Source organism: Kitasatospora sp. NPDC092039, assembly GCF_044756065.1.
In the GTDB taxonomy this organism is placed as follows: domain Bacteria; phylum Actinomycetota; class Actinomycetes; order Streptomycetales; family Streptomycetaceae; genus Kitasatospora.
In genome coordinates, this window is record NZ_JBIVSD010000021.1 from 95551 (window position 1) to 108104 (window position 12554).

Here is a 12554-nt window from a genome sequence, read left to right on the forward strand (position 1 = left end):
ACGCGACCGGGGCTGTGCAGCCCTGCGCAGACTGCGCGGACTGCCGACCGGCTCCCGCGTGGTCAGCGGGCGAGGGCGACCGTGATGACGGGGTTGTCGCAGGCCGCGGTGATCCGCTGGATCGCGGCGTGCTCGGCGGGATCGGTGCTCAGGCGCCACCGCGTCTTCACGGTGACCCAGTCGGCGATGTAGCGGCAGGTCGCGCTGGCGGCCGGGGGCATCCACTGGGCGGGGTCGCGGTCGGCCTTGGACTGGTTGGCGCTGTCGTGGACCGCGAGGAGGGAGCGCGGGTCGTCGAGGTCGTTGGCGTAGGCCTGGCGCTCGGCCGCGCTCCACACCGCCGCTCCGGAGTCCCATGCCTCCCCGAGGGGCACCATGTGGTCGATGTCCACGTCGAACTTGTCGGTCTGCGTGGTCTCGTCGTACCAGGACTTCCACACGCCGGTGTTGGCGACGATGGTGCAGCGCCCGGTGATCTGCGGCGCGACGACGGCATCGCGCAGCAGCACCTCGTTGCGGGTGTTGCAGCCGTTGTGGTCGGCGTCGATCCAGTGCTTGAACTGCTCGCGGGAATAGCCGTCGCGGGGCCCCTCGTCCTCTACAGGAAGCGCCGCGACCAGCCCCGACAGCGGAGCGCTCAGCGTCTCCCCAGGAGCGGCCGCGGCTGTACCAGAGGGCAGCAGCAGAGCGGGAACGGCGAGGGCGGCAGCGAGCGCAGTGCGCAGGGTTCTCATGCCGGGTCTACGCCGCCGACGGGTACAGGGTGACGGGATCAGCACAGGGTTCATCCGAAAGGCGACCCCGGTGCCCCCACGGGGAAGCCCCCGGCGACCGGACCCGTACACAGCTCGCCCCGGCCCGGATGGGTGCCGGCCCCGCCCACGGTGAGCCCGCGCCGCCATCGGCCGCCGCGGTGAGGGTGTGGTGGCGGGGCCGGTTGATCCGTCGGGGTTGCGTAGCGTTCGCGGCTGTTCAGCTCCGTTCTCGCCCGGCCCTTGCGGCGGTGGAGTTGACCGGTCTCGTCGCGCTCCCACCCTCGCCTGCGGGCGTCCTGGAACGGCACGGTGACGGGCCGTTGACCGATCTCCGGCTCCGAGACGTAGGGGAGCTTGAAGACGCGGGTCTCACGGCGGGAGGCCTGGACGGGACTGGCCCGGTTACATCCGGGGATGATCGCCGACGGCAAGATCCGTACCGCCTGACCGCACCACAGGCCCGAGGCCGGACGCTTCCGCCTCGGGCCCAGTCGTACGGCCCGGGCCGCGTGGATACGCCCGTGCGCCCCTTGACGTGTCGTCACCTGTGGGTGGAGCGTCGTGCAAGTCCGTGTAACCGACTTGGTACGGGGGGCCACCGTGACGCTACGTTTTCTGGGGATCTGGCCGAACACCCCATCCGACCAGTCCCCGACGATCTGGGTAGAGGAAGAGACCGGAGATCTGATCATCCAGTCCTGGAAGGCGGACGAGGAGACCGTCCGGCAGGCGCAGGAGGTCGGCTCGGTGCCCGGCCACACGACCGACGTCCCGGAGCACGAGACGGTGATCCGGCTGCCCGCCAACATGCTCCAGTTCATCCCGCGGCCCGACGGAGAGGCCCCACGTGGCAACACCGGTTCGTAAGGCGCTCGCCCGGGCGCAGCGCTCGGCGGTGCATCTGGAGATGCGCGACCACTACATGCTGGACGACCCGGAGTTCATCGCCTTCCAGCACGGCAAGCGGCTGGGTGAGGCCGATCGCGGGTCGTGGTGGCACGGGTGGCACGATGCGGTGGCCGAGGCGGTTGGCCGCGGTGTAGTGGTGCGGCGGGCGCGGATCGTCTCGGAGCCGGTGCACGACTACATCCGCTACGAGCACGACCTGACCTTCGGCAATCTGGCCGCCGGCGAACTGGTCCGCTGGCTGCCGAGGCGCAACACCAAGGACCTGTGCCTGCCGGGGCTGGACTTCTGGGTCTTCGACGACCAGGTGGTGCACTACCACCACTTCACCGGCGACGGGCAGCTCGCCGAGGACGGGGAGGAGATCCTCCAGGATCCCGCCCTGGCCAAGCACTGCGCCGCGGCGTTCGAGGCGGTGTGGGAGCGCGCCGTCCCGCACGACCGGTACGCGGTCTGATCCGAGCACCCCCACCCGCACCGGACCATGCCAGCTTCCCCGTCGTCCAGCGCCCAGGCCGCCCGCAAGGCCGTCGCTGAGCGCCTGCGCGAGCTCATGCTGGACGCCGGCCTGAACGGCAAGCAGCTGGCCGCCCTGTGCGGGTGGACCCCCGCCAAGACCTCCCGCATCATCAACGCCAAGACCCCGCCCTCGGACGCGGACATCCGCGCCTGGTGCGCGGCGTGCGGCGCCGACGACCAGGCCGCCGACCTCATCGCCCGCAGCCGCCAGGCCGACGCCATGTTCCTCGAGTGGCGCCGGATGGAACGCTCCGGCCTGCGCCAGGCCCAGCAGGCCGTGCGGCCGCTCTACGAGCGCACCCGCTCCTTCCGCGCGTACGCCCCGTGGGTGCTGCCCGGCATGGTGCAGACCCGCGCGTACACCACCAGGGTGCTCACCGCGATCCGCGACCGCCGCGGCCTGGTCGACGATGTCGAGGCCGCCGTCGACGAGCGGATGGACCGCCAGCACATCCTCTACGAAGGCCGGCACCGCTTCGCCCTGCTGATCGAGGAGAGCGTCCTGCGCAACGGTCTCGGCGGGCGCCCGGTGATGCTGGAGCAGCTGCGCCACCTGCTCGCGGTGGGCCGGTTGCCGAACGTGAGCCTCGGCGTGGTGCCGATGCGGCCGGACCGGGACAACGGCTGGCCGGTGGAAGGGTTCTGGATCTACGACCAGACCCAGGTCAACGTGGAGCTGGTCTCCGGGTACCTGACGATCACCCAGCCCAGCGAGATCACCATGTACGAGAGGGTGTTCGCCGAGCTGTCCGACGTCGCGGTGCGCGGCGCACCGGCGCGGGCCCTGATCACGGCGGCGATCGACGCGCTCGGATGAATCCGTGTAATCCCGTGCAACTTCGTTGAGTGACCACTTCGCTACTCCCTACCGTCGTTGATGCCGCCCGGTGTGAGGACTCAACCGATCCCCCTCGGCACCGTGGACGCCCCGGGCGGCAACCAAGTCCCGCGACGCGCTGGAGTACCGCTATGCCCGCGAGTAGACCGCATCCTCGACACCCCGGCCGCGACCTGGTGGTGACGGTCGATGGCAGGACGGTGGTCCGCATCCCGAACCACAGCGCCGCCCTGCGCCGGGCCCGGCTGTTCCGCGAGCTGCGCGGCCGGCGGCCGCGGTGAACAGCGCTGACTTCGTCCCGCCCGAGAAGCGACGGCCGGGCCTGACCATCCGCACCTACTGCGTCGGGCCTGACGGCACCCGGTCCCACGACACCGGCCCGCTCGCTCTCGACCCCGACGACGTCCCGGCCCACGCCACCCACCCCGCGGCCGGCTGGCCGACCTGCTCCTGCCCGATCCACGGAGGAAGCCGTGCTCACTCAGCTTGACGGCATCCTCGGCCGACGCGGCATGAGCTCGCCCATCGCATGGTCGTCTCCCGGCGCGGCGCGCGGCCGCGGCGCTCTCCTGGTCGCCGCTCACCGCGACCGCGAGATCGTCCGCAACCCCCACCTGACCGAGGACTGGGCCGCCTCCGCCGTCCGCTCCCCGAACCTGCTCGTCGCCGTCCAGGCCGTCCTCGGGCCGGACGTCGCCGTGGAGAACGCGTTCCTTGTCGCGAAGTGGCCGGGCCGCTCCTTCGAGATCCCCTGGCACCAGGACGGCATCGACGCCCGCTTGGAGCTGGACCCCGAGCGCTCCGTCTCGGCGTGGCTGGCCGTCACCGACGCCACCGAGGCCAATGGGTGCCTTGAGGTAGCTCAGGGATCGCAGTCGGCCGGCTACCTGCCGGTGGAGAAGGAGCCGGCGAACGGCACCGGGCGCGGGCGGGCCGACCAAGCCGTCGGCTTCACCCCCGAGACCACCGTTCCTGTGCCGCTGCGCGCCGGCTGCGCCGTCCTCATGGACAGCCGTCTGGTGCACCGCTCCGGCTCCAACGCCAGTAGCGGCGCCCGCATCGGGCTGAACGTCCGCTACACCGCGCCGGGCGGCATCGTGCGGCGCGATCCCCAGAGCCCCAGCGTCGTGCCGATCAGCGGCACGGGCTGGCAGTCCGGCAGGACAAGGGAGAGGAGAGCACCACTGTGACCATCCTCGACACGCTCGACCAGGCGCACGCGGTGACCCGCGTGCGCGTGCTGACCGGGGAGGACGCCGACGCGGCCCGCCGCGCCGACAAGACGCCGATCGGCAAGTCCGACTGCACCTACTACTGCCCCGACGCCGCCACCGCCGAGCGGTGCATCGAGGCCCTGCGCGAGTCCGACGAGCGGCTGCGCAGCCGCCCGGAGGAGCTGATGCTCTGGGACTGGCAGTGCACCTACTGGGAGCCCGAGATCGGCAACCCCAACGGCGGCGGCACCGTGCTGCTCGGCGTCGCCTGGTACGACCCGGCGTTCTTCGCCGACCGACGCGACGCCTGGTTCGGCGCGATGCACCAGCGGATCTACCAGCAGCTGGGCATCCCGCTGGAGGACATCACCGTCACCCACTGGTCCCTGATCGCGTGAGCTGAGACCGACAGCGCGAAGGGCCGGCCTCCCTCCGGGGGAGGCCGGCCCCGCTCGCGTCGTCAGCCGCGCACGCTCTCCAGCACCGGCTCCGCGCCGGGCAGCGGCGTGCGGGTCTTCGCCCACCACACCACCACGGCGCACCCGGCGACGCCCACCACCGCGGTGACGAGGCCGCCGGCGGTGAACCCGGCCCTGGGGTGAGCAGCGGCCAGCGCGGGGATCCCCGCCATCGCCAGGGTGCCCATGGTCCGGATGACCGTCTGGTCGAGCGTCAGCAGCCGCCTGCGGGCGGCCGGCGGGAACTGCGCCAGGTGCGTGGACAGCGACACCGCCAGGAACGGCGAGACGGCCCCGTACGCGGCCGACACCGCCACCAGCTCGGCCACCGTGCTCACCGACCCGGTCACCGCCATCAGCACCCCGGAGACGGCCCACGCGGCGCAGTAGAACACCGGCAGAGCCCGGGGGAGACGGACGTTCCCAGCGATGGCGTTGCCGACGATCGTCCCGGCCCCGGTGGCGGCCAGCATCACGCCGTACGTGCCGACCCCGCCGCCGAGCCGCACCGCCACCAGCGCGGGCATCACGATCGACACCGCACCCGCGAAGATCGCGATCCCGTGGACGGCCAGCACCACCCCGGTCTCCGGATGCGTGCGCACCAGCGCCCTGGCCCGCGGCCTGGCAGCAGGCGCTGCCGTCGCTCCGGCCAGCCCGGCCTGCCTGCGCACGGCACCAGCGCCCAGCACGGCCAGCGCCACGGCGGAGAGTGCGAACGTGCCCGCGTCCAGCCAGAACAGCCCGGCCATCGGCATCACCGCGAGCAGCACCCCGGCCGAACCCGGGCCGGCGACCCGCGCGATCCGGTTGGTCGAGTCCATCAATCCGCTCACGGCCTGGACCTCCTCCGGCCGCACCAGGTCCGGCACCAGGGCGCCGAGGTTCGGATCGAACAGCGCCCCGCCGACCCCGAGCAGGCCGGCCGACACCAGCAGCCCCGGCGTGCCGAACGCCTCCCACGTCCACGGCAGCGCCGCGACCAGCACCATGCGGACCAGGTCCACCCCGGCGAGCGAGCGCAGCGTGGTGAACCGCTCCATCACCGGACGTCCCACAGTGCCGAGCACGATGTACGGCACCGACTCCGCGATCGCCACCAGGCCCATCGCCGCGCCACCGGATCTCTGCCAGGCCAGCCACATCACCGCCAGCGCGTACAACCGGTCACCGAACACCGACGCCGTCTGCGCGCCCCACAGGAGAAGAACCGGGCCCCGCCGAAGCAGCCGCACGTATCGCAAGATCCACACCCGTCCGGAAAGCACGAAGTCCCGGCAGCAGGCTCGCCACCGGGAACTCCCGCAACCCTAGGGCAAGTTGAAGATCACCTGTCGCAGACTCCCCGATCGCCACAGTCCCCGGGCCGTTGACCGCATCCGCAGTGCCACCCGCTCGTTGAACCGGCCGAGCGCCCCGACCAGGGCGTGCGGCTGCGCCTGCTCCACACTGCCCGGCACGTACACCCTCACGGGCCTGGCGCCGCACGGTGAAGCCCTCGGACGGTCGGGCCCGTACACAGCCCGGCCGCCCGAAATCCCCTCACGCCGACCACCGGCTCACGCCAGAATCGCTGCACAGTCGGAACAGCGAGGACGGGCACGGCATGGACGAGTTGAGGTTCGACGGGGGCATCGGGACGTTCACGGTGAATGTCCCGGAGAACACCCTGATGATCGACCGGGCGATGGGCACCCACAGCCTGCAGATGCAGCTGGAAGTCGGCGTCCCGAAGGGCGGGGACGCGGGCCGGGTGCTGCAACTGGACACGGACCTGTTCGCAGCCCGCGATGCCGGCCCGAGGGCCTGGCTCGGCTCGGCATCCCGGGCCCTGGCCTTCGTGCCCGACACCGGGCTGGAGCGCCCGACCCTGCGCTTCCTGCTGACTGGTGCCCAGATCTTGGCACTGGAGCAGCACCGCAGCGGTGACCTCCGCCTCGAACTGGAGGTCCGCGCCGTCCTGCCCCAGGCCACCGGGCACCCGGGCAGCAGCCAGGCCACCGTGCGCATCAGCGTCGCCGAGAGCCGCTGGCGCCAGCAGCTGGCCGCGCTCGGCCGCAACCTCGGCGTGGAGATGACCATCCCCTTCCCCGAGGACGACGGGCCGGGCCGCGGCGCCGCCGACTTCCTGCGCGAAGCCCAGCGCCTGCTCGGTGCCGGCGAGATCGACCCCGCGATGCTCATGGTGCGCAAGGCCCTGGAGACCATCGAGAAGATCACCGGCTGGAACCGGCCGGGCAGCAAGAAGGACAAGGGCCAGATCACTGCGGACGAGCGGTGGGCGCTGATCCGCTGCGCGCTGGAGGACCAGGCCAGCGGCGCCATGCACGTCGACCCCGGCACCCGGGACTACCGGTACAGCCGCACCGAGGTGGAGTCGCTGATCGCCATGGCCGCCGCCCTGCTGCGCCTGCTGCCGTGACCACGGCCGCCCCGGTCCGCCGCCCCCTGCGGCGGCCGGCCACCGCCGTCAGTCTTCGTCATCCTCGTCGTTGAGGAGCGTGCGCGGTGGGGTGGTGGTGTCGACCTGGCCCCAGCGCAAGGCGTGCCTCACGGCGGTGGTCATCCAGCTCATGGCCTGCTCGGGGCTGGGCTGGGTGAGCTTGTAGACCTCGCACACGATCCGCATCCCGCCGTGCGAGGGGCAGTCGGCGAGCATCTCCCACAGGTCGATCCGCGGCTCCCACGGAGGCTGCGCGGACGGACGGATCGGTGCGGGCGGCTCCTGCGCCCGCACCCATCCTCCATCCTGTTCGAGGTCAGCCCGGCCGCGGCAGGCCCGCAGCAGGACGTCGTTCCACTCCATGCCCATGGCCGGGTGGGGCAGGAACTCCATCACGCTGTCGCGGAACCAGCTCCGTCGCGCGGTCCTGTCGGCGGCGAGGCGCTTTTGGCCGCCACCGTCGACCAGCGCACCCATCAGCTGGCCAAGGCGGGCGGCTGGCTCCAGGTCACCGCTCCACCGGTAGTCGACGGCGACCATGACCCGCCAGGTCTGCTCGGTCCAGTCCCCGTCGCAGGGTCCAGTGCTGGTGCCCCAGCCGGCCCCGAGACGGATGGCCTGCCACAGGTTCATACCCCTCGGCCCGACGAACTGGCGGTTGGTCAGTCCGTTCAGCTGCTCCGGGATGTGCGGGGTACGGGCGCGGTGGAAGCCGAGTTCCGGCGACCAGCACCAGGGGTTGGCCTTGTAGGTCCGGCGGAACTCGGGTTCGTCCTCCAGGCCGTCACGCGACCAGCGGTGGACGTCCCAGCCGCTGTAGGGCTGGCAGGTGTGGCCGCGGTACACGGGGAATCGGCCGTCGGGGCCGCGCTGGCGCGATGCCGGTACGGAGGCGGGGGCGGTCTTCGTCACGCCCTGCCAACGCGGCGCTGCCCGCGCCGGACACGGGGCAGAGCACCTGGCGGCGGGGGCAGCGCGCTGCGCTGGATCAGTGCTGGATCAGTCCAGCGGAGCTTCCTCGGTCTTCTTCGGCTCCGTGCCGCCGTGCGTCGGGTGGTCGGCATGGCATGCGGGGCACAAGCCGCCGTCAGCGGTGTAGCGCCGGGCCATGGAGGCGCATTTGCCGCACCAGGGGATGAGGCCGTCGAGGACCTCTCCACCGTCCGACTCCGTCCCGTCCTGGTGAACGAGGACCCAGCCCCCAGACTCAACGGAACCGATCGCAAGCAGTGGCAGGAGTGCCTCCGTCGGAGAAGGCCAGCCAGCCGACGACGGGCACGGTCCAAGTGGTCCAGGCCGAGCACTCGTCGTCTCCCGTGCTCCAGCGGCGCACCCGAAAGCCCGGTTCGGCTGGCAGGGCGCCGACCAGGGTCGGGACAGCCTTCAACCCCGCGTAGCCGGGCTGCCGATAGGCCGCGACCAGGCGATTCTCCGCGCTGAGAATCATCGCCGCGCCGTCGTCGAAGGTCACGACCGGCTTGGAGACCATCGGGTTCTCCGGCCGCTCGAACCGTGCGACCAGCCCTGTCTGCTGACTGCCGGGTGGTGGGGGACGGTACACGCACTCTCCCTTTCGCCATGTTGCGCGCTGCCAGTTGGGCCGCGCTCGTGGTGACCGTACGGGCAGCACGAGTGGGGGGAGGCAGGTTCGGCGGATATGGCCGCTTCCGAGGGACAACGGCCAAAGTATGCTTGTACGACTTACTAAAAAGGCATGGACAGTGTCGGAGGGGAGGCGTAGGGTCGCCCTAGCGTTTCAAGTTAGGTCAATAGGCGTGGAGGTGTGGGTGTGTTCGTGACGACCGGTCAAGCCGGGACGGCCCTGGGGTGCTCGATCCCGACGGTGAAGAAGCTGGTGGCCACCGGCGTGGTCCCGGGCGTGCGCGAGCAGGGGCGGCAGGTGTTCCCGCTGGCCGCGCTCCAGCGGCTGCAGGCCCGGCCCCTCGCCGACCTGGCCGGGCTCGGCACCGGCGAGGTGGCGGTGCTGCGCTCGGACGCCCCGGCCAGAGTCGAGGAGCCGGACCGCCAGTGGATCGGCTTCGGCACGGCGCTCGACGGGACGCAGCTGCTGGCCGCGCTGTCCGGCTGGTGGCGGTGCGACCCGGCCCGGGTCGCGGCCGGCGCGGTGCTGCCGGTGACGGTCGCCGGGTTCGTCGTCGCGGTGCTGACCGGCCTGACCGAGTGGGAGTCGGACGGCGCGGTCGGCACCACGGCCCGGTTCCGCTTCCCGAAGGCGCGGCTGGCCGGCTACCTGACCGACCTCACCGCCCCCGCCAACGCCACCACCCCCACCGATCCCGAGGACGTCCGCCTGGCGGGCCTGCTGCTCGGCACCCGGCTCCCGTCGGTGTCCGGCGGCCCGATCGCCTACGTCACCGCCAACCCGACCACCGACACCGCCGACGAGGGGGAGTAAGCCTGATGGACCGCAAGATGTACACCGCCGAGCTCGCCGGTCTGCGCGAGCTGCGTACCGAGATCACGGCCGCCGAGAAGGCCGTCGCGGCCGCGCAGAAGGAGCTGGACAGGCTCACCGCCCAGCGTGCGCGCCGGGTCGCCGGGCTGGCGGCGTACGAGGGCGCCCAGGCGCCGGCCATCGCGAAGGCATCCGGACTGACGGTCGGCGACGTCGTGCGGATCGCCCCGCTGCTGGACCCGACCCCGGCCGCCGTCCGCACCGCCAAGGCCGACGACCAGGCCCCCGCCGCTGCGCCCGCCCCGGCGCCCGTGGCCGCGCCGGTCGCCGAGCCCGCCGCCGCGGTCGCCCCGGCGCTGACCCGCCCGGCCCCCGCCGTCGAGCAGCAGGCCCCGGCCGCCCCGGCGACCGAGGCGCCGGCCGAGGTCGAGGACCAGGCCGTCGCCGCGCCCGCCCCGGCCTCGGAGGCCGCGCCGGTCGTCCCGACGGCTCCGGTCGCTTCGGTCGCTGCCGGGCCGCGCGAGCTGCCCACCCTTCCCGAGGGTCCGGCGGGTTCGCGGTTCGAGGCCGTCACCACGGGGCTGGTCTCCAAGCGTCCGAACTTCACGCAGCAGGCCCGCGCCACGGTGTTCCTGGACGCGGCTGCCGGGATGCTCGCGGTCCGCGACCAGGTCGTCCGGGTCGACCTCGGCGCCCGCACCCCGGGCGAGGTCCTGGACGCCGTCCTGTACGCCGCGCCCGGTACGGAGCGGGTCTACATCACGGCTGGTGCTCCGTGGCACGATGGCGCCGAGCGGTACTCCACGCTCAAGGACGCGGTCGCCGCCTGGCTGAACACTCCGAGCGAGCGGTGGACGACGGCGGTCGGCTCCGGCCGGGACAAGCTGGCCGGGCACTTCGTGCACCAGCGCCAGCCGGTCGGCCGCTACGCCCCGGCCGCCGCCCCGGAGGGGCCGGTGACGGAGGTCCGGTCGATGGGGGAGTGGTTCGACCCGGACGGCGCTGACGTGGTCACCTGCCGTCAGGCGTTCACCTTGCTGTGGCAGGCGCTGCGGCGGCACTGGGACGACGCGGTTCTCATGGGTTCCCCGTCGCAGACCGGGCGGGACCTGTGGTCGCGCACGATCCCCACCACGGGCAAGTGGGCGGGCGGATACCCGGTGCTGTCCGAGGAGCTGCGGGGTTTGCTGCACGCGACCGGCGGGCAGGGCCGGACCGAGCTGATCCTGCCCCCGCGGGTGCCGGAGCAGCTGCCCGCGCTGGTGGAGTACGACCGCACCTTCGCCTACGCCAAGCACTTGTGGAAGTCGCCGGTGGGCACCCCGCGCCGGGTCACCGCGGCCGCGTTCGCCGCGATGACCGAGCAGGAGCAGGTGAAGGCGCTGATGTCGTGCTCGCACTGGAACGTGCGGGTGACCGTCCCGGCCGGGTGGAACCACGTCGGGCTGCTCCCGGCCCCGGTCACCGGTGACCGGGCCTGGGTCTACCCCTCGGAGCCGGGCGCCACGTTCACCACCTGGGCGGGCGGGGCGGAGGTCCACCTCGCCCTGTCGAACCACCTCGCGCCGTGGAAGGTCGAGGTCCTCGGCGGCCTGCTGTTCGAGGACGGCAAGCCGCTGGACGAGTGGGGCAAGCGGTTGAAGGCGGCGTGGGCGGACCTGACCAACCTGTCTCGGATCCACGACGATGAGCGCCAGCGCCAGGCCGCCTACCTCGCCTCGCGCGCGGTCCGGTCGGTGCTGCTGTTCGGCCTGGGCGGTTTCGCGCAGCGCCCGCGCCTGGTCTCCGGCACCACCCCGCTCGGTGAGGCGCTCCCGGCCGGGGTGGAGATCCTGGGCCAGGACGGCGAGGTGGTGACCTGGCAGCGGCAGGCCGGCTTCTCCCGCGATCCGTACGCGCACCCCGAGTGGGCGGCCTACGTGTGGTCGGGGGCCCGCGCCGCGCTGCTGGACATGAAGTACCGCCAGGGCAAGGAGGTCATCGGGTACGCCGGGGCGCTGCACGCGAAGCCGGGCGCGGTCGTCTACTTCGGCACGGACGGCATCGCCCTGACCGAGCGCCAGCCCTGGCCCTACCGCGGCGAGGTGGGCGACTACCTCCTCAAGGGCCACCTCACCGGCCCCGTCGAGCACCCGACCTCTCAGGAGCAGTACCTCAAGCTGCGCGGCCTGGGCCGCGCCGAACTCGCCGCCGAGCAGGCGGCCGGAGGTGACCGGTGAGTCCGGCCGACCCGAACCAGCCGAACGAGGCCGCCCGCTTGACCCAGGATCTGCTGGACCACGGCTACACCAAGCGCCAGGTCGCCAAGATGCTCGGCCGCGACGCCAGCCTGGTCAGCCAGTTCTTCACCAAGGGCAAGGGCAAGGCGTTCGTCGGCGCGCTGCGCCAGGTCGTGCGCGCGGTGCGCGGCGGCGAGCGCGACACCGAGACGCTGTCCGGGATCGCCGAGGCGAACACCAAGCGCCGCACCACCAAGACGGGGCAGAAGGCCCGGGTGCGGGGCAAGGACGTCGTCGGCAAGCCCGGCGAGTCGATGGCCGCCCGCGCGGGCAAGCAGGCCATCAAGTCCGGCGCCTCCCACCTCGCTCCGGTCGTCCACGAGACCGGCCAGGCAGGCGGCCGCCTCGCCTTCACCGTCCGGATGAAGGCCGACCAGTACACGATGTCGGCCGGCTCCACGGAGGACTCCCCGGGCCTGCGCCGCGGCTTCATCCCCCGCGCCGACGGCACCGAGGAACGCACCTACGGCTCCGCCAGCACCGGCGGGTTCGACGCCGCCGAGTGGTCCCAGCGCGTCGCCGACCACCACGGCGACGTCACCGAGGCCATGCGGGCCTGGCTGGTGGAGACCGGCCGCGCGGTCGAGGACGCCGACATCGCCTACCTCGAAGTCCGCGGCTGGATCCCCGAAGACCAGCAGTAGAGAGTCCGGTCGGCCTCTCCCCAACCATGACCTGGCCCCGGGGAGAGGCCGCCCGCCCCGACCCTCCCACAGCACCGAGCGC

At 72.7% G+C, this 12554-nt stretch carries 14 protein-coding genes; 10 read left to right on the forward strand and 4 right to left on the reverse strand.

The features are described from left to right. Nucleotides 1-62: 62 nt before the first annotated feature. Complete coding sequence (locus tag ACIQI7_RS32495) at nucleotides 63-734, reverse strand: HNH endonuclease family protein (protein ID WP_401117062.1); 672 nt, start codon at nucleotides 732-734, stop codon at nucleotides 63-65. A 621-nt stretch (nucleotides 735-1355) separates the two neighbouring features. Here ACIQI7_RS32495 and ACIQI7_RS32500 point away from each other — a divergent pair. The 6 genes from ACIQI7_RS32500 to ACIQI7_RS32525 all read left to right on the forward strand — a co-directional run bounded on the left by ACIQI7_RS32500 (nucleotide 1356) and on the right by ACIQI7_RS32525 (nucleotide 4630). Then, nucleotides 1356-1622 (forward strand): hypothetical protein, encoded by a 267-nt coding sequence (locus tag ACIQI7_RS32500; protein WP_401117064.1) that lies wholly within the window; start codon nucleotides 1356-1358, stop codon nucleotides 1620-1622. Then, the gene (locus ACIQI7_RS32505; protein WP_401117066.1) at nucleotides 1603-2118 is read left to right on the forward strand and encodes a DUF6879 family protein; all 516 of its coding nucleotides are present in this window, start codon (nucleotides 1603-1605) and stop codon (nucleotides 2116-2118) included. The genes ACIQI7_RS32500 and ACIQI7_RS32505 overlap by 20 nt, the downstream gene beginning before the upstream one ends. 27 nt (nucleotides 2119-2145) lie before the next feature. Continuing rightward, a complete protein-coding gene (locus tag ACIQI7_RS32510) occupies nucleotides 2146-2997 on the forward strand; it encodes a helix-turn-helix domain-containing protein (RefSeq protein WP_401117068.1) in 852 nt (283 codons plus the stop codon). 152 nt (nucleotides 2998-3149) lie between these two features. Further along, nucleotides 3150-3299 carry a hypothetical protein gene (locus ACIQI7_RS32515; protein ID WP_401117070.1) on the forward strand — a complete coding sequence of 50 codons (150 nt, stop codon included), beginning with the start codon at nucleotides 3150-3152 and terminating at the stop codon, nucleotides 3297-3299. Nucleotides 3300-3491: 192 nt separating this feature from the next. Beyond that, the gene (locus tag ACIQI7_RS32520) at nucleotides 3492-4208 is read left to right on the forward strand and encodes a phytanoyl-CoA dioxygenase family protein (protein ID WP_401117072.1); all 717 of its coding nucleotides are present in this window, start codon (nucleotides 3492-3494) and stop codon (nucleotides 4206-4208) included. After that, the gene (locus ACIQI7_RS32525) at nucleotides 4205-4630 is read left to right on the forward strand and encodes a hypothetical protein (RefSeq protein WP_401117074.1); all 426 of its coding nucleotides are present in this window, start codon (nucleotides 4205-4207) and stop codon (nucleotides 4628-4630) included. Before ACIQI7_RS32520 ends, ACIQI7_RS32525 begins: the two co-directional genes overlap by 4 nt. 62 nt (nucleotides 4631-4692) lie before the next feature. Here ACIQI7_RS32525 and ACIQI7_RS32530 read toward each other — a convergent pair whose 3' ends face one another. After that, complete coding sequence (locus ACIQI7_RS32530; RefSeq protein WP_401117076.1) at nucleotides 4693-5925, reverse strand: MFS transporter; 1233 nt, start codon at nucleotides 5923-5925, stop codon at nucleotides 4693-4695. 371 nt (nucleotides 5926-6296) lie between these two features. Between ACIQI7_RS32530 and ACIQI7_RS32535 the strand changes: the two genes are divergently transcribed. Then, nucleotides 6297-7112, forward strand: coding sequence for a hypothetical protein (locus ACIQI7_RS32535; protein ID WP_401117078.1), 816 nt, complete (start codon nucleotides 6297-6299; stop codon nucleotides 7110-7112). A gap of 48 nt (nucleotides 7113-7160) precedes the next feature. On the opposite strand, the gene ACIQI7_RS32540 is transcribed toward ACIQI7_RS32535, so the two are convergent. Both ACIQI7_RS32540 and ACIQI7_RS32545 read right to left on the reverse strand, forming a co-directional pair. Next, nucleotides 7161-8045, reverse strand: a complete 885-nt coding sequence (locus ACIQI7_RS32540) for a hypothetical protein (protein WP_401117080.1) — start codon at nucleotides 8043-8045, stop codon at nucleotides 7161-7163. 295 nt (nucleotides 8046-8340) lie between these two features. Then, a complete protein-coding gene (locus ACIQI7_RS32545; protein WP_401117081.1) occupies nucleotides 8341-8622 on the reverse strand; it encodes a hypothetical protein in 282 nt (93 codons plus the stop codon). Nucleotides 8623-8928: 306 nt separating this feature from the next. On the opposite strand from ACIQI7_RS32545, the gene ACIQI7_RS32550 reads away from it, so the two are divergent. The 3 genes from ACIQI7_RS32550 to ACIQI7_RS32560 are packed head-to-tail and all read left to right on the forward strand — an operon-like array spanning nucleotide 8929 to nucleotide 12472. Next, nucleotides 8929-9549 (forward strand): DNA-binding protein, encoded by a 621-nt coding sequence (locus tag ACIQI7_RS32550; protein WP_401117083.1) that lies wholly within the window; start codon nucleotides 8929-8931, stop codon nucleotides 9547-9549. A gap of 5 nt (nucleotides 9550-9554) precedes the next feature. Next, nucleotides 9555-11768, forward strand: coding sequence for a hypothetical protein (locus ACIQI7_RS32555; protein ID WP_401117085.1), 2214 nt, complete (start codon nucleotides 9555-9557; stop codon nucleotides 11766-11768). 38 nt (nucleotides 11769-11806) lie between these two features. After that, on the forward strand, nucleotides 11807-12472 hold the full coding sequence (locus ACIQI7_RS32560; RefSeq protein WP_401117087.1) for a helix-turn-helix domain containing protein: 666 nt from the start codon (nucleotides 11807-11809) through the stop codon (nucleotides 12470-12472). The last annotated feature ends 82 nt before the right edge of the window (nucleotides 12473-12554 follow it).

Bases quoted from the DNA above. Each gene is read 5' to 3' on its own strand.
- ACIQI7_RS32515 (WP_401117070.1), top strand. From the start codon at position 3,150: ATGCCCGCGAGTAGACCGCATCCTCGACACCCCGGCCGCGACCTGGTG.
- ACIQI7_RS32510 (WP_401117068.1), top strand. From the start codon at position 2,146: ATGCCAGCTTCCCCGTCGTCCAGCGCCCAGGCCGCCCGCAAGGCCGTC.
- ACIQI7_RS32555 (WP_401117085.1), top strand. From the start codon at position 9,555: ATGGACCGCAAGATGTACACCGCCGAGCTCGCCGGTCTGCGCGAGCTG.
- ACIQI7_RS32535 (WP_401117078.1), top strand. From the start codon at position 6,297: ATGGACGAGTTGAGGTTCGACGGGGGCATCGGGACGTTCACGGTGAAT.
- ACIQI7_RS32495 (WP_401117062.1), bottom strand. From the start codon at position 734: ATGAGAACCCTGCGCACTGCGCTCGCTGCCGCCCTCGCCGTTCCCGCT.
- ACIQI7_RS32545 (WP_401117081.1), bottom strand. From the start codon at position 8,622: ATGGTCTCCAAGCCGGTCGTGACCTTCGACGACGGCGCGGCGATGATT.